The organism is Vannielia litorea (genome assembly GCF_019801175.1).
In the GTDB taxonomy this organism is placed as follows: domain Bacteria; phylum Pseudomonadota; class Alphaproteobacteria; order Rhodobacterales; family Rhodobacteraceae; genus Vannielia; species Vannielia litorea_B.
Window position 1 is genome coordinate 290,358 of sequence record NZ_JAHVJR010000001.1, and the last position, 15,535, is coordinate 305,892.

General features: G+C 64.4%; 14 protein-coding genes. 7 read left to right on the plus strand and 7 right to left on the minus strand.

Annotated features, from left to right (window positions below; translation table 11 throughout):
• Positions 1-42: 42 nt before the first annotated feature.
• Positions 43-978 carry a LysR family transcriptional regulator gene (locus KUV38_RS01495; protein WP_222468358.1) on the plus strand — a complete coding sequence of 312 codons (936 nt, stop codon included), beginning with the start codon at positions 43-45 and terminating at the stop codon, positions 976-978.
• Positions 979-1,000: 22 nt separating this feature from the next.
• On the opposite strand, the gene larB is transcribed toward KUV38_RS01495, so the two are convergent.
• The 6 genes from larB to KUV38_RS01525 form a co-directional block, all read right to left on the minus strand.
• The gene (gene larB, locus KUV38_RS01500) at positions 1,001-1,666 is read right to left on the minus strand and encodes a nickel pincer cofactor biosynthesis protein LarB (protein ID WP_222468359.1); all 666 of its coding nucleotides are present in this window, start codon (positions 1,664-1,666) and stop codon (positions 1,001-1,003) included.
• Entirely contained in the window at positions 1,663-2,436 is a 774-nt protein-coding gene (locus KUV38_RS01505) for an adenine nucleotide alpha hydrolase (RefSeq protein WP_222468360.1), read from the minus strand. The genes larB and KUV38_RS01505 overlap by 4 nt, the downstream gene beginning before the upstream one ends.
• Positions 2,429-3,577: a LarC family nickel insertion protein gene (locus KUV38_RS01510; RefSeq protein WP_222468361.1), complete on the minus strand. Its 1,149-nt coding sequence runs from the start codon at positions 3,575-3,577 to the stop codon at positions 2,429-2,431. Before KUV38_RS01510 ends, KUV38_RS01505 begins: the two co-directional genes overlap by 8 nt.
• Before the next feature lie 149 nt (positions 3,578-3,726).
• Positions 3,727-5,274, minus strand: coding sequence for a UxaA family hydrolase (locus tag KUV38_RS01515; protein ID WP_222468362.1), 1,548 nt, complete (start codon positions 5,272-5,274; stop codon positions 3,727-3,729).
• Positions 5,271-6,311: an Ldh family oxidoreductase gene (locus KUV38_RS01520; RefSeq protein ID WP_222468363.1), complete on the minus strand. Its 1,041-nt coding sequence runs from the start codon at positions 6,309-6,311 to the stop codon at positions 5,271-5,273. The genes KUV38_RS01515 and KUV38_RS01520 overlap by 4 nt, the downstream gene beginning before the upstream one ends.
• 2 nt (positions 6,312-6,313) lie before the next feature.
• A complete protein-coding gene (locus KUV38_RS01525; protein ID WP_222468364.1) occupies positions 6,314-8,050 on the minus strand; it encodes an IlvD/Edd family dehydratase in 1,737 nt (578 codons plus the stop codon).
• A 151-nt stretch (positions 8,051-8,201) separates the two neighbouring features.
• On the opposite strand from KUV38_RS01525, the gene KUV38_RS01530 reads away from it, so the two are divergent.
• The 6 genes from KUV38_RS01530 to KUV38_RS01555 all read left to right on the plus strand — a co-directional run bounded on the left by KUV38_RS01530 (position 8,202) and on the right by KUV38_RS01555 (position 14,134).
• Complete coding sequence (locus KUV38_RS01530) at positions 8,202-9,182, plus strand: Bug family tripartite tricarboxylate transporter substrate binding protein (RefSeq protein WP_222468365.1); 981 nt, start codon at positions 8,202-8,204, stop codon at positions 9,180-9,182.
• Positions 9,183-9,262: 80 nt separating this feature from the next.
• Positions 9,263-9,709: a tripartite tricarboxylate transporter TctB family protein gene (locus KUV38_RS01535; protein WP_222468366.1), complete on the plus strand. Its 447-nt coding sequence runs from the start codon at positions 9,263-9,265 to the stop codon at positions 9,707-9,709.
• Between the two features lie 12 nt (positions 9,710-9,721).
• A complete protein-coding gene (locus KUV38_RS01540; protein WP_222468367.1) occupies positions 9,722-11,266 on the plus strand; it encodes a tripartite tricarboxylate transporter permease in 1,545 nt (514 codons plus the stop codon).
• 119 nt (positions 11,267-11,385) lie between these two features.
• The gene (locus tag KUV38_RS21070; RefSeq protein WP_222468368.1) at positions 11,386-12,021 is read left to right on the plus strand and encodes a GntR family transcriptional regulator; all 636 of its coding nucleotides are present in this window, start codon (positions 11,386-11,388) and stop codon (positions 12,019-12,021) included.
• A gap of 41 nt (positions 12,022-12,062) precedes the next feature.
• A complete protein-coding gene (locus KUV38_RS01550) occupies positions 12,063-13,340 on the plus strand; it encodes a lactate racemase domain-containing protein (protein ID WP_222468369.1) in 1,278 nt (425 codons plus the stop codon).
• Positions 13,341-13,759: 419 nt separating this feature from the next.
• Positions 13,760-14,134 carry a Rieske (2Fe-2S) protein gene (locus KUV38_RS01555; RefSeq protein ID WP_222468370.1) on the plus strand — a complete coding sequence of 125 codons (375 nt, stop codon included), beginning with the start codon at positions 13,760-13,762 and terminating at the stop codon, positions 14,132-14,134.
• Positions 14,135-14,155: 21 nt separating this feature from the next.
• Here KUV38_RS01555 and KUV38_RS01560 read toward each other — a convergent pair whose 3' ends face one another.
• Positions 14,156-15,406, minus strand: coding sequence for an amidohydrolase/deacetylase family metallohydrolase (locus tag KUV38_RS01560; protein ID WP_222468371.1), 1,251 nt, complete (start codon positions 15,404-15,406; stop codon positions 14,156-14,158).
• Positions 15,407-15,535 lie beyond the last annotated feature (129 nt).

Consider the following 15,535-nt stretch of genomic DNA (forward strand, 5'->3'; position numbering starts at 1 on the left):
GCTCTCCCGTATTTGAACAGGACCGTAGCTAGGCAATTTTCAATGAAGGAAAAACAGGGTAATTCTGAGTTCAAAACGAAGGGAAACTTGGGTTTGGATACGGACAACCTGATCACGTTCAAGATTGTGGCCGAGAAGGGCTCCATGGCGGCAGCGGCGCGCGAACTGGGCCTGACGGCGAACGCCGTGGCGCTCAGGTTGCGGGCGCTTGAGGAGGAGTTCGGAAAAGCCTTGGTGGCGCGCGCGGGCCGTGTCGTGCGCCCGACGGCGGCCGGGCATGCCGTGTTGCAGCAGTTGCCCGGCTTCCTTGCGGACCTGCGGAACCTGCGAACCGCCGCGCTCGGGTCGGAGATTGCGGGGGAGTTACGGATCGGCGCCATCGCGACGGCCCTGACCGGGCTGCTGCCCGCAATTCTAGAGGCCAGCACCAAGCTCTATCCGCATCTGCGGCTGCACCTCGTGCCGGGGACATCGGCGGAGCTCTTCACCATGGCGACGGAGGGCGGGATCGACGCGGCGGCGATCGTGGCGCCGGAGTTTGACCTGCCGAAGATGCTGGAGTTCTCGCTCTGGCGCCGGGAGACCTTTGTCTTGATGGTGCCGGCGGACGAGCCGCGCACGAGCGTATTCGACATTCTCGCGGCGTCACCGCTGATACTTTACGACCGTGAGCAATGGGGCGGCAGGCTGGCGGCACAGTGGATCGAGAACACCGGGATCGCGGCAGACATCCGGTTTGAACTCGATGCGCTGGATGCGATTGCGGTGCTTGTCGGGCGGGGGCTTGGTGTGTCGGTGGTGCCTGATTGGGCCGGGCCGAGGCCGGAGGGAAGCCGGGTGCGGGTGTTGCCCTTGCCGACGGCGATACCGTCGCGGGGGATCGGGCTGCTGTACCAGCGCAATGCGCCGCGCACCCATCTGGCCGAGGTGCTCGATCAGGTTGCCGGGACGGTTCTGAAAGAGCAGATGCTGGCTTGAGCCTTTGTGGCCGAGGCCCCGGTTAGCCCTCCGATTGCGGATCGGACAGGGTGAGAAACTTGCGGGCAGCGGCTGCGGCGCCGAAGCCGTTGTCGATGTTCACGGTGACGATGCCGGGTGCGCAGCTTGCCAGCGCGGAAGAGAGCGCGGCTTTGCCGCCTTCGGACACCCCGTATCCGACCGATGTTGGCACTGCGATGACAGGCGCGCGCACCAGCCCGGCGAGAACCGAGAACAAGGCGCCCTCCATTCCGGCAACGGCGATCAGCAGGGGAAAGGCGGCGACCTCCTCGAGCCGGTCCTGAAGCCGCCACAGTCCGGCGACGCCAAGGTCGGGGAACAGCTCCGCATCCAGCCCAAGGAATCGGGCGGTGTGAAAGGCCTCGAGCGCGACGGGCAGGTCGGAGGTGCCAGCGCTGACGATGCCCAGCCGGGGGGCGCGAGCAGGCATTTCGGGTGCGTTCAGAACGCCGGTGCGGGCGAGGGCATCGAAGGCTACGGACAGGTCCGAAAGCGCGGCGAGATGCGCATCGGTCAGGCGGGTCAGCAGCAAGGGCAGGTTGCGCGATTGGTGGGCCGCGACGATATCGCGGAGCTGCGCCTCGGTCTTGGACTGGGCGAAGACAACCTCGGGGACGCCGGTTCGGGCTCCGCGCTCCCAATCCATGACCGTGTGAGACCCCGTCATTGCGAGCCCTGCGCGACGAATGCGCTGCCGCGCCGGTAGGGGGCAACGCCAACGAAGGCACGCCCTGCCGTGCGGCAGAACTCGGCCACGCGCGCGACGGAGGCCTCTGGCAGCGCGCCGCTTGTCTCAAGCCGAACGCCAGCCCCGGTCAGCCGGCAGCGCACATCTTCGAGCCCGCTCATCTGCCTGACCGCCTGTTCCACCCGATGGATGAACGCGAGGTCTTCGGCGCGGATCGGGATGCCGGTTTCGACGCGGCTGGCGAGGCAGGGCTGGGCCGGGAGCGCCGCGATCTCGCCAAGGCCGAGCCGCGCGGCCAAGGCGCGCAGATCCGCCTTTGAAACATCGGCTTCGACATAGGGGTGAACCACGCCGTGCTGGGAAGCGGCCTGCAGACCGGGCCGATACTCGCCCAAGTCATCGGTGTTCGTGCCCGCCGCGATGGTGCCTGTCACGACCTCCCTGATACGCGCGTAGAGGTTGGTCTTGCAAAAATAGCAGCGGTTGAGCGGGTTGCTGAGATAGGCGGGGTCGTTGAACTCGCCAGCGTTGAGAACCCGGAGTGTCCACCCCTCGGACTGCGCAAGATCCCTGACGCGCTGGGTGGCCTCTGCCGGGACGGCGGGTGACACGGCGTGTGCGACGGTAACGGGCGCAATCCTGCCGGCGAATGTTGCCAATGTCAGGCTGTCCACGCCACCGCTCACGGCGATGGTGAGATCGGGATAGCGGGTTAAGACCTGCGCGAGGCGTGTTTCGGCATCAACCATCGATCGCACCGGTTGCGGCCTTGCGACGGGCGGCGAGGGTGGGGATCGCGGCCAGATCATCACTCTCGACCTTGGTGGTCGAGGCTCCGGGTCGCGCGACCGTCTTGGTGCGCAAACCGTCCGCCTTTCCGGCCTCGCGCTTCAGCACGCGCCGGCGCACCGTTTCGATCCGCAGGCCGATGGTGCTGGTTTCGACAAGACAGAGCTGGGCGACCTCATCGACCCGCGATGCCTGCGCAAGGACGGTGACATTGTAGCGGATCCTCGACTTCTTGCCGTATCCGACGGTGTATCCCGCATCCATGACGCCCTCTCCTGAGCGGATGTGATCCAGCGCGACGGAGAGCTCTTCCGGGGTCATGTCGTCGATCTCGAAGGAGATCTGGCCGACCATGTCGACCTCGCCAGCGGCAGGCTCGAACTGCAGGAGCCGGCAGACGTTCGGGATGCCTTTGAGATCGCGTTGGCCAGCGCCGATGCCGGAACCCGAGAGCCTCATGCCGGGGGGCGGGCCGTTTTGCGTTGGCGCGAGGAAACGCAGGATCGCCGCGCCTGTGGGGGTGATCCGCTCGCCTTCGACACCGTCATCGACAAAGCAGAACCCGGCCAGCAGATGGGCGGTTGCGGGGGCGGGCACGGGGATCAGCCCATGTTGGGTATCGACCCGCCCGCGCCCGAGCGGCAATGTGGAGCAGGACCAGCTCCCGGCCTCCACGCTCTCGATCAGCGAGGCCGCGGCGACGATATCCGCCAGAGAATCCCAATCCGCGATTTCGTGGAAATGGACGGTCTCGACCGGAACGCCGTGGCTGGCGGCCTCTGCCTCGGCAAGACCAGTGAAGATGCCGATTGCGGTGGCCTTGACCGAGGCTTTGAGCCCCGACCCTTCAAGGCGCGCGCGAATGTCTTTCCAGTGGTGGGTGGGCGGCGCATCGGAGGAGATGTCGAACACGATCTGCGTGGCCGCGAACCCTGCCTTGCGAATGCTGTCGATGCGCGGCGTGACGTGCATGGAAAGTCCGGCGTCCTGCAGATCGGCAATCAGGGTATCCCGGGCCTCGGGGAAGGTGGACAGCATGGCCGCGGCGAACATGTCACCTGACAGGCCGCCAATCGCATCAATGTGGACGTGGCGGCTCATGCCAGACGACTCCAGCGGGCATGGCTCCTTAAGCGGCGCTCACCCGCCTTGCCCCGGCAGGGGTATGATGCTGGCATCTGGTTTCCTCCGCTCCCACTTGGCTGACTCACTGCTGCGCCCGGCCAAGGTCCGATCCGTTTGTAGCAGCCTCAGCTCATGATGCCGATGCTCCACGGGACAAATTCATTGTCACCCAGGCCCAGTTCCTCGCTCTTGGTCGGAACGCCAGACGCCGTTTCGAGCATCTTGGCGAAGATCATTTCGCCGGTCTCCTCCAGCGTCGCTTCGCCATCAAGAATGACGCCCGCGTTCAGATCCATGTCTTCTGTCAGGCGATTATACATTGGCGTGTTGGTCGCGATCTTGATGGAGGGCACAGGCTTGGCTCCGAACATGGAGCCACGCCCGGTGGTGAAACAGATCAGGTTGGCGCCGCCTGCGATCTGGCCGGTTGCGGAAACCGGATCGAAGCCGGGCGTATCCATGAAGACGAGGCCGCTGGCCTCCACGCGCTCGGCGTATTTGTAGACCTCCATCAAGGGGCCGGTGCCGCCCTTCATGGAAGAGCCGAGCGACTTTTCGAAGATGTTTGCCAGACCGCCCATCTGGTTGCCCGGGCTGACCACGCCGTTGATCTGCACGTCTCGGCCGGGGGAGTATTCGTCCTTCCACCACCGGATGCGGTCCATCAGCTTTTGACCGACCTCGACCGAACGGGCCCGCCGGGTCAGGGTGTGCTCGACGCCGTAAATTTCTGGCGTTTCCGACAGGATGCCGGTGCCGCCGTGGCGGGCGAGGATGGACACGGCGTGGCCGAGGGCGGGGTTGGCGGTGATGGACGAGAAGCCGTCAGACCCGCCACATTGCAGGCCGACCTTCAGGTGGCTGGCCGGGACGGGCTGGCGCGCGACATCGTTTGCCTCGGGCAGCATCTCCCTGACCGCGGCGATGCCGGCCTCGATGGTTTTGCGGGTGCCGCCCGTCTCCTGCATGACGAGATTCAGCAGGCGCGGGCCCTGCGAGAGGCCGTTGTGCTGCATGAGCGCCGGGATCTGGTTTCTCTCGCAACCCAGCCCAATCAGGATGGCGCCTGCAAGGTTGGCATGGGTGGCGTAGCCGCCAATGGTGCGGCGCAGCAGGTCCATCGGTTCGCCCGACATTTCCATGCCGCAGCCAAGGCCGTGGGGGAACGCCACGACACCGTCGATATTGGGATAGTCGGCCAGAACCTCGGGGGTGAAGTGCGCGGCGATTTTGCGGACGACCGTGGCCGAGCAGTTTACCGACGACAGGATGCCGACGTAGTTGCGGGTGGCCACGCGGCCATCGGGCCGAATGATGCCCTGAAACACCGCCCGATCCTCTTCGGGCACCGGCACCACCGGCTGATACTCGCTGGCATGGCGGGGATCGCGATCAAACTCGCGGAACTCGATGTTGTGGCTGTGCAGCATGGAGCCGGGCCGCACATCCTTTGCCGCGAACCCGATGGTGACGTTGTATTTGCGGATCGGCTCACCCTTGGCGATTGCCCGGGTGGCGATCTTGTAGCCTGCCGGGACCGGGGTGTTCGTGGTGACGCCCTCCCCCGGGATCTCGGTTTTGGGCGCAATCTCGCGGTAGGCGACCACGACATTGTCGTCGGGGTGCAGGCGGATGGCCGGGCCTCGGTGCAGTTTTTCCAGTGTTTCGCTCATTGTGCTACCCTTGTTTCGCTTTGCAGGCCCAGCTTCTGCAACACCGCCAGAAGGTCGGGTGCCAGGGCCAGGCCGTTGGCTATGTTGTCCGCTCGCCGTTCCAGCGCGCGCTGGCCCGGCAGCCGCACCGGCGGCGCGCCGTTTGCGACGGTTGCCACGCGGCAGGCCTGTGCAATCCAAGAGGCCTGTGCGCAAAAGGCCTCTCGCCCGCCGAAATGCGCGGGATCGAGGACCATAACGAAGACCGACGCCCCCCAGCGGTCGGTGCCCTCGAGCCGTCCGTGGCCGGAGAGGCCGGTTGTCAGCATTTCGACCAGCAGGCCCAGCGCGAAGCCCTTGTGCCCGTGGTCGAGCCCGCCGAGCGGCAACAGGGCGCCGCTGCCCGCCGCGCGGGTTGCCGGATCGTCGGTGGCCCGGCCCTCCGTATCGACCAGCCAACCGCCGGGAAGCCGGCTGCCCTGTGCCGCCATTGCGGCGACCATTCCGCTTGTCGTGATCGACATCGAGACATCCAGCATCACCGGTGCGCCATTCGTCGGCCAGCCCGCGGCAATCGGGTTGGGGGAGTAGACGCCACCGGTGGCCCCGAAGGGCGCGACATCGCGGTTTGACGGAGAGGAGGAGGCGATGATGACAGCGAGGCCCTGCTTGGTGACTGCCTCGAGGTAAGCGGCGAGGCAGGCGATGTGGTGACTTCTCGCGATGGCAATTGCCCCCACGCCGTGTTGGCGCGCCTTGGCCGAGGCGACGGTGAGTGCCGCGCGGACCAGCACCGGGCCGGGGAGCCAGTTGCCATCCCAGCGCTCCACAACAGAGCCATCCGGGCTGGTGACATCGGCGGCGCCCTCATGCGCCATGCCGCCACTGCGCAACTCGTCGAGGTAGCGAGGGAGCAGGGCGAGCCCGTGCGTCACGTGCCCGAGCAGATCGCCCTCGACGAGCGTGTCCGCGACGATCTCGGCATGGTTCGAACACAGACCGGCTTCGCCAAGCTTTTCCGCCGCGAACCGCCTGAGGGTTTCGGGAGGCAGCCGCATGGTCAGCCGTCTGCCTGCCCGGTGGCTTGTGGCGCGGGCACGAGGAAGTCGAAATCGCAACCAAGGTCGGCTTCGGTGACTGTTTCGAGGAACAGCTTTCTGTAACCGCGATCCGAGTTCGGGTGCACCGGAACCGATAGTTCGGCGCGTCGTTCAGCCAGGACATCTTCACTGACATGCAGGGTGATCGCGCGGTCCGGCACGTTCAGCTCGATCTCGTCGCCGTCACGGACTAGCGCCAAAGGCCCGCCGCTGGCGGCTTCGGGCGTGACATGCAGAATGATGGTGCCGCTGGCCGTGCCGCTCATGCGCGCATCCGAGATGCGGACCATGTCCTTCACCCCTTGTTCCGCCAGTTTGCGCGGAATCGGCATGTAGCCCGCTTCGGGCATGCCCGGCGCGCCCTTGGGGCCAGCGTTCTGAAGAACCAGAATGTCGTCTTTGGTGACATCAAGTTCGGGCAGATCCACCCGCCGGGTCAGGTCTTCGATGGAATTGAAGACGACAGCGCGGCCACGATGAACCATCAGGTCAGGGTTGGCGGCGGATTGCTTGATGATCGCGCCGCGCGGGGCAAGGTTGCCCCGCAGAACGGCCATGCCGCCTTCGGCAAACAGCGGGGCCTCTCGGTTTGAGACGACGTTCTGAGCGAAGCCGGCGGGCGCATCGTCGATCTCTTCGCCAAGGGTGCGGCCGGTTACGGTCAGGCAATCGAGATTGAGGTGTTCGCGCAACTCGCGCAGCACGGTGACGAGCCCACCAGCAGCGTGCAGGTCTTCCATGTATTGCGTGCCGGAAGGCTTCAGATCGACCAGAACCGGGATCTTGCGGCCGAGGGCATCGAACTTGTCGAGGTTGATCTTGATGCCCATGCGCCCGGCAACGGCCGTCAGGTGGATGATGGCGTTGGTGGAGCCGCCGACGGCCAGAAGCACGGCCAATGCATTCTCGAAAGCGGCCTCGGTCATGATCTTGTCGGGCGTGAGCCCGGCGGCGGCCATCTGCACGGCGAGCTCGCCCGACCTTTCGGCGATGCGGCGACGGTCCGCAGAGACGGCGGGGGCACAGGCGCCGCCCGGGGCCATCATGCCCAGCGCTTCGGTGACGAGTGCCATCGTCGATGCGGTGCCCATGACGCCACAGGTGCCGGTGCCCGGCACGAGCTGGTCATTGACCTCGGTGATCTCCTGATCGTCAATCTCACCGGCGCGGTAGCGGCCCCAGAAGCGGCGGCAGTCGGTGCATGCCCCGACCTTCTCGCCGCGATGGCTGCCGGTCCGCATCGGGCCGGTGACAAGCTGGATTGCAGGAAGATTGGCCGAGGCGGCCCCCATCAGCTGGGCCGGAACCGTCTTGTCGCAGCCGCCGATCATGACCACGGCGTCCATCGGCTGGGCGCGGATCATTTCTTCGGTGTCGATGGCCATCAGGTTGCGCAGGTACATGCTGGTCGGGTGCGAGAACGATTCGTGGATCGAGATCGTCGGGAAGGGAATCGGCAGCCCGCCGGCCAGCATCACGCCCCGCTTTGCCGCCTCTATAAGATCAGCCATGTTGCCGTGGCAGGCGTTGTAATCACTGCCGGTGTCAATGATGCCGATGATCGGGCGGTCGAGCGCGGCGTCGCTATAGCCCATCCCCTTGATAAAGGCCTTGCGCAGAAACAGCGAAAACCCGGCATCACCATAGCTGGTGAGCCCTTTGCGCATACCCTTGGGCGTGTCGTCTTTCGTGCTCATGCGGCCATCCTCCATCACTTAATTCATGCGGAACGTACTGTTCTGCATAGCCTACTCACCAACCTTCAAGCAGATTGTCAATAATTTGTTTGACAGAATGGTCGGCGATTTCTAACGTCGCGGCGGGAATTGAAAAATGGGAGGACTTCTTATGAGAAAACTACTTTCGACAGCAGCTATCGCTCTAGCGATCGGGGCTTCCGCGCCGGCCGTTGCGGTGGCCCAGGGCTATGACGCGGCGAGCGAAGTGACGGTTCTGATGGGCTTCAAGGCCGGGGGCGGATCTGACGCCTTGGCGCAGCTTGTGCAGCCCTTCCTTGCCGAAGAGCTCGGCGTGAGTTTCGTGAACCAGTACATGCCGGGCGCGACCGGCGCGATCGCCTGGACCCGGCTGGCCAAGCAGGTGAAGCCCGACGGCGAGACCATCAGCATCACGAATACGCCGATGCTGATGACCAACTACATCATGAACGACACGATCACCTACAACATCTCGGAACTCACGCCGCTTGCGAACATCGTGACCGACCCGGGCATTGCGGTTGTGGCCGCGGACAGCCCTTATCAGACCTTCGCTGACCTTATGGAAGCGGCTGAGGCCAACCCCGGCGCTGTCACTGTCGGTAACTCCGGCATCGGCGGCGACGATTTCTTCACCACGGTCGCCTTCGAGCGCACCGCCGGTGTGAAATTCCAGAAGGTGCCGTTCCAGGGTGATGGACCTTCGTGGACTGCCGCGATGGGCGGGCAGATCGACGCCAGTTTCAACAACGTCGGCATCACCTTCCCGCAGGTCGAGGCGGGCAATCTGCGCGCGCTGGTCGTCTTTGCGGAGGAGCGCCTCGCCGAGTTGCCTGACGTGCCGACCGCGAAGGAACTGGGCTACGATGTTGTGGCAGGGTCTTCGCGTGGCTACAGCGCGCCGGCCGGTTTCCCCGAGGAGGCCCGCACTCAGCTGGTCGAGGGGCTTCGCCGCGTGACCGAGAACCCCGAGTTTCAGGCGGCCGCAGCGGCCCAGGCGATGAACATCGATTTCATCGGTGGCGATGATTACACCGCCTTCCTGCAAGCTCAGGAAAAGACCTTCACCGAGGTCTGGAACGAAGTGAAGGACGACGTTCAGTCGAACTGAGCCGTTTCGGCACAGGGTGGCGGCCTTCGGGCCGCCACTTGCCCTTCCGATACTGTCCGCCTTTCCTCTGGGAGTAACCGATGGGACGCATTCTGGTGGCCATGGCTGCGATCGCTCTGGCCCTTTTTTTCCGTTACACGGCGCAAGACTATCCAAGGGCCGCCGCGCGCCTTCCGACCCTGCTTGGCTGGGCCGTGATCCTGCTGGCCCTGCTGGCGATTGGCGGTCAGCTGATGGCCTGGAGAAGGCAAAGCGCAGAAGGTGCCTTGCGGCTCATCCCCGCCATCGACACGCGTGCCATCACCATCGGGGTGTGCTTTGCGGGCCTGAGCATCGCCTATGCGGCGGCGATCACTGTGGTGGGATACCTCATCGCCACGCCCGTCTTTCTTCTGCTGTCGCTCGGTGCACTGCGGCCCATCGGCTGGAGCCGCATCCTGATCACCACCGCGCTCGTGACAGGCGTCATCTGGGCGGTTTTCATCCATTTCCTTGGCCTTCCGTTGCCGCTTTATCCCGGCGCATGAGGGGAACCTGACGTGACTGACTCTTTCCTCTGGATCGGGCTGACCAATGTGGTCCAGCCCATCAACATCGCGGCAATCGTCATGGGCACGCTGATCGGCATGTTCGTCGGCGCGATGCCGGGCCTCTCCGCGACGATGGCCATCGCCCTGCTGCTGCCGCTGACCTTTTCTTTCGAACCGGCGACGGGCCTTGCCATGCTGGCGTCGCTTTACCTGTCCGCGATGTATGGCGGCTCCATTGCGGCGATCCTGCTGCGCACCCCGGGCACCCCCGCCGCGGCGGCCACGGTGATCGATGGCTACCCGATGGCGCAGGCCGGCAAGGCCGGGAAGGCGCTTGGATACTCGCTGACGGCATCGCTGATCGGGGGTGTCGTTTCGTCAATCGTGTTGTTGACGGTGGCACCGATGCTGGGCCGGTTGGTGCTCAACTTCGGGCCGGTCGAGATTTTTGCGATTGCGGTGCTGGGGATCACGATCATCGGGTCGCTTTCGCAAGGCTCTGCCGTGCTTGGCCTGATGTCCGGCGCGCTCGGCCTGCTGATCTCGATGATCGGCATGGACCCGACGACAGGCACGCCCCGCTTCACCTTCGGAAACCTGAACCTGTTCGGAGGCGTCGAGTTTACCGTTGCCCTGATCGGGCTCTTTTCCATCCCGCAGGCCATTCGCCTGATGATGGGCGGCGATACCCAGACCAGCAGCAGGATCTCGAATGTGCGGGACCGGATGCTGCCGACGGCGATCGAGTTCGTGAAAATGCTGCCGAACAGCATCCGCTCTGCCGGGATCGGCGTGGCCACCGGCCTGATCCCCGGAACCGGCGGCGATACGGCCTCGTGGTTTGCCTATAACGAGGCCAAGCGGTTCTCGCGCAACAAGGCGGCCTTCGGCACCGGTCATCCGGCGGGCATCGTGGCACCCGAAGCGGCGAACAACTCTGTCGTGGGCGGGGCGCTGATTCCGACGATCTCGCTGGGCATTCCGGGCTCGTCCTCGACGGCGGTTCTCATGGGCGGGCTCATGGTGCATGGCATCCTGCCCGGCCCGACGCTGATGACCGACCATGGCGATGTGACGTATACGCTTCTCTGGGCCGTCCTGTTTGCGAATGTCGCGCTCTTTGCCGTGGGCATGCTGTTTACCCGGGCTTGTGTCTCGGTCACCAAGATCCCCAACAGGGTTGTCGGACCGGTCATCGTGGTTCTGTCGATCATCGGTGCCTATGCGCTGAACAACTCGATCTTCGAGATCTGGCTGATGCTGGGCTTCGGGCTCTTCGGGTTTGTCCTCGACGCCTGCAAGATTCCGACGCCGCCGCTGGTCATCGGGCTGATCCTTGGGCCGGTTCTCGATACCAGTCTCGAGCAGAGCCTCCTGATCGGGCAGGGCAACTGGATGATCTTTCTCCAGAGCCCGATTTCGGCCGTGCTGCTGGGGATTGCCTTTCTGTCCATTCTGCAGGCGACGCCGCTCTTCAGCTGGCTCGGTGGACTCCGCCGCAGATCAGCGAGCGCCTCGGAAAGCGAGGTTGACTCGCGTAAGACACATGGATGATTCTTGCCGATCCAGAGATAGAGTGCTCCAGACAGGTGACGTGAACGAAGCCAGAAGTGAGATGTGAAGTGACCAAGGCGGGTAGAGAAGATCCGAAAACGAGCGGCAGCGCCGAAGAAGTGACGCGCGACATCACGCGGCGGCTGGAAGAGGATATCGTCTTTGGCCACCTTCACCCGCGCGAGCGGCTTGTAGAGGACGAGATCGCCGAGCGCTTCGGCATCAAGCGCTACCTTGCCCGGCAGGCGATCATCGAGCTCGAACGGCTGGGGCTTGTGGACCGCATCCGCAATCGCGGTGCCGTCGTGCGCCTCTACACCCCGCAGGAGGTCAACGACATCCACCTGGTGCGGGTGCTGCTGGAAACGCAGGCCGCCGGCCTCATTCCGCTTCCGATGGATGCGGATTCTGTCACGAAGCTCGAAGAGATCCAGGGGCGCCATTCGATCGGGATCACCGAGGGCGACAAGCGCGCGGTCTTTCACGCCAACATCGAGTTTCATAGGGAGCTGTTTGCGCATTGCGGAAATGCAGCGCTGATCGAAGCCATCGAGATTTTTGCGCAGAAGAGCCATGCCTATCGCTCGATCTTCACCAATGACCTTGCCTCGCTGGAATGGGCCGCGAGTGAGCATCTGTCGATGATAGACGCGTGCAGGCGAGGCGACCGAGACGCGCTTGTGGTGGCCTGTAGAGACCATCTTGCGCCCGCGAAGGATCACTACATCTCCGTCTGGCGCTCGCGGTTTGATTGAATGCGCGTTCGGCGGCCCGGGAAAGAGGCAGGAGACAGGCGATGAGTGTCATTGACGAATTTCTGGCAAATGTCGAACTGCCCCGCATGGTGACGGTGAGACAGGTATTCGCCGACAATGCCGTGACCGATGTTGCCAGCGCGGTGCGTGCAGAGATCGCGCGGCCTGAGATCGCCGCTCTGGTACGCCCTGACATGTCGGTTGCCGTCGGCGTTGGAAGCCGAGGGCTCGCCGAGCTGCCCACGCTGGTGAGAACGACTGTCGACGCCCTTCGTGCGCTGGGTGCCCGGCCCTACATCGTGCCGGCCATGGGCAGCCATGGCGGCGCTACGCCCGAAGGCCAGATCAAGCTGCTCGGCAAGCTTGGCGTGACCGAGGAAAGCGCGGGCTGCCCGATCCGGTCCTCGATGGAGACCGTCGAGCTTGGGCGCTTGCCCAACGGGCTGCCAATCCTGATGGACAAGGAGGCCATGCAGGCTGATGGCATCATCGTCATCAACCGGGTGAAACCGCACACCAGTTTCAGCGGCACCATAGAAAGCGGCCTCGCCAAGATGGTGACGATCGGGCTTGGCAAGCAGCAGGGCGCCGAAAGTTGCCATGCGCTCGGGTTTGGCAAGATGGCGGAGAACGTGCTGGAGATGGCCCGTTTCAAGCTGGAACACACACCGATCCTGTTTGGCCTCGCGACGGTGGAAAATGCCTATGACAGGATCTCGCGGATCGAAGCGGTTGCGGGCGACAGGATCCTCGCGCGAGAGCCCGAATTGCTGGCCGAGGCGCGTGGTAACATGCCGCGCATCCTTTTCCGCCCGATTGATGTGCTCATCGTCGACCGCATGGGCAAGGAGTATTCGGGTACAGGGATGGACCCCAACATCACCGGCCGCGCCTCCACGCCCTATGTGACCACCACTCAGGAGGTCGGGAAGATGGCGGTGCTCGACCTCACCGAGAACAGCGGCGGCAATGCCACCGGGATCGGACTTGCCGACATCTGCACGCGCCGACTCTACGAGAAGATCGATTTTCCGGCGACCTATGCCAATTGCATCACCTCGACGGTTCTGGCTGGCGCGCGCATTCCGGTAATCATGGAAACCGACCGGGATGCCGCCCGGATCGCGGTCAAGACCTGCAACGTTCCCGATCTGGATCAGCTGCAGATGGTCAGGCTATCGAACACGCTGCATCTCGAAGAGATCCAGATTTCCGAGGCCCTGCTGCCCGAGGCCCGCAGCAACCCCTCTATTGAAATCCTAGGTGATCCGAGTCCGATGATGTTCGACGCGGCGGGGAGCCTGCTGTACGGGGACTGACCGCAGGGTGGCTGAAGCTCTGCTGCGTGGGGGTACGCTCAGGAGACATGGCCGGTAGATGGTGGACGGGTCGATTGAGTTTTTCGATGCCGACGCTGGTACGCAGAGGGTGGTCAACCGATGTTGGAACCGCTGGCTCGCGTGACGTGGGTGTATCACACTCTTTGTGGCTGTTGCCGATTGGAAATGAATTGGCGGCGTGCGGTGCGCGGTGGAGAAGCGGCTGTCTCGCCTCTCAGGTTCAATCTTAGCACTGGCTTGACTGCTTTTAATGTTTCCGGCCGCTTACCAGAGACCCACCAACCCTAATCGGCGCGAAAAGAGGCGCCGGGGCTGGAAGGGTTGATCATCTGAGGTAAAATGATCAGGGTGCTGAGTATCTGCCTGCGTGGTGCAGGTTGCGACCAGCGGAGGCGGCGGTGTCTGACGATTTGCCCGACTATCAGAACGTGGCTCTCATGCGCGACCTGCCGGAGGGGCGGGTGGTGACGGCGCGGGTGGCGGGGCATTTGGTGGGGGTGGCGCTGGTGGGCGCATCGCCGCGGGTGTTTCAGAGTCTTTGCCCGCATGACAAGGCCTCGCTACAGGACGGGCGCATCGAGGGCTGCGAAGTGCAATGCCCGCGCCATTTTGCCCGGTTCGATCTGGAGAGCGGGAAGGTCTCTGTCGGGTGGCGGGTGGATGACCTGCGGCTCTATCCGGCGCGGGTGCAGGAGGGCTGGGTACAGGTGGACGCAGAGGCCCTCCGACGCGATCCGCCGGAGGGCCAGAAGAAGGTTTGGGATTTGTCCTGAAGCGCCGCGAGGGCCGCCGGGTCAGGCGTAGACCGGCGGCGGGATCAGCGGCGAGTCGGAGTCGAAGCGCTCGCCATCCTTGAAGCACATCACCGGGCGCACGAGCTTGTCTGTCACCACCTCGACGCCGGAATTGTCGAACAGCTTGAACTTGCCGTCGATGATTTCGAGCACCGAAATGTCAGCCCCGCGCGAGACCTGAAGCGAGCCAAGCTCATCGGATTTGCCGAGCACGGTGGCGGGGTTCTGGGTGACGGTTGCGACGACCTCGGGGAGGGTCATGCCGAGGGTGATCAGCTCGGTCATCGCCACGGTGAGGTTGAAGGGGGCGGCGCCGAAGAAAGGGTTGGATTCGCGCAGGCCCTTGTCGAGCCCCTCGGGCGGGACGGTGACGTTGAAGCCGTGCATGTCGGCCCCGAGTGTGAAGGGCTTGATGCCGGTGTCGAGCACCTTCTTGGCGACTTCGAAGCTGAAATGCGAGCCATGGCCCACATCGACGCGCACGCCGCGGTCGATGGCCTCGAAGACGATCGGGTGCACCTCGCCCTCCTCCGAGACGAAGCCGCCGGGATGGCGGGTGAAGGGGTGGGCCAGCATGTCGCCCTCTTCCATGATCGGCACCAGCTCGCGGATCAGCTCGTCGGGGTCGGGCACGGGGCCTTCCTCGAGCGAGGGCCAGAGCTGACCGAGGTGGATGTAGAGCGGCAGGCCCAGCTCTCGGGAGATCTGCTTGCCGACCTTGATCACCTCCATCCCCCAGCGCGACTGGCCGCCGATCTCTGCATGGGCCTTCACGCCGCGCACGATGTCGAGGTTCTCCTTGGCGACGCGGATGGTGTGCTCGGGGTTCACGCCGTTGGGGCCGTAGAGATCGGGGTACATGTGCCCCTCCAGTCCGCCGACGAGATAGGCGGAGATGAAGCAATAGAGCTTGGTCTTGGCGGCCGGGTCGATGAGGTGCTTGAAGCCGCCCAGGGTCATGCAGCTGGGGCCGCCCTGGTCGATGATGGTGGTCACGCCGGAGCGGACGCCGACCATATCGGGGTTGAGGCCGAACTTGCCGGTGACGTGCTGGTAGATGTGGCCGTGGGTGTCGATCATGCCGGCGATGACGATCTTGCCGGAGAGGTCCACCACCTCGGCCCCGTCGGGGGCGATGGTGGGTTCGATGGCGGCGATCTTGCCGCCCTTGATCGCAACATCGAACTGCCCGTCGCGGCCTGTTGCCGGGTCGATCACCCGGCCGCCCTTCAGCACAGTCTCGTAGCCCATGGTCATATGCGTCCCTTTCCTGCGTCGCGTTTCGGTGTCACCGGGCGGCCCGTTGTGGCCCGTTGCGGGCGCGGATTGGCGGGCGGCGGTGACCTCCTCTTGATTTAATCAGTATCCTGATCAATTCTT

Excerpts from the sequence above, each read along its gene's own strand:
- KUV38_RS01495 (WP_222468358.1), top strand. The coding sequence starts at position 43 with ATGAAGGAAAAACAGGGTAATTCTGAGTTCAAAACGAAGGGAAACTTG.
- larB (WP_222468359.1), bottom strand. The coding sequence starts at position 1,666 with ATGACGGGGTCTCACACGGTCATGGATTGGGAGCGCGGAGCCCGAACC.
- KUV38_RS01505 (WP_222468360.1), bottom strand. The coding sequence starts at position 2,436 with ATGGTTGATGCCGAAACACGCCTCGCGCAGGTCTTAACCCGCTATCCC.
- KUV38_RS01510 (WP_222468361.1), bottom strand. The coding sequence starts at position 3,577 with ATGAGCCGCCACGTCCACATTGATGCGATTGGCGGCCTGTCAGGTGAC.
- KUV38_RS01515 (WP_222468362.1), bottom strand. The coding sequence starts at position 5,274 with ATGAGCGAAACACTGGAAAAACTGCACCGAGGCCCGGCCATCCGCCTG.
- KUV38_RS01520 (WP_222468363.1), bottom strand. The coding sequence starts at position 6,311 with ATGCGGCTGCCTCCCGAAACCCTCAGGCGGTTCGCGGCGGAAAAGCTT.
- KUV38_RS01525 (WP_222468364.1), bottom strand. The coding sequence starts at position 8,050 with ATGAGCACGAAAGACGACACGCCCAAGGGTATGCGCAAAGGGCTCACC.
- KUV38_RS01530 (WP_222468365.1), top strand. The coding sequence starts at position 8,202 with ATGAGAAAACTACTTTCGACAGCAGCTATCGCTCTAGCGATCGGGGCT.
- KUV38_RS01535 (WP_222468366.1), top strand. The coding sequence starts at position 9,263 with ATGGGACGCATTCTGGTGGCCATGGCTGCGATCGCTCTGGCCCTTTTT.
- KUV38_RS01550 (WP_222468369.1), top strand. The coding sequence starts at position 12,063 with ATGAGTGTCATTGACGAATTTCTGGCAAATGTCGAACTGCCCCGCATG.
- KUV38_RS01560 (WP_222468371.1), bottom strand. The coding sequence starts at position 15,406 with ATGGGCTACGAGACTGTGCTGAAGGGCGGCCGGGTGATCGACCCGGCA.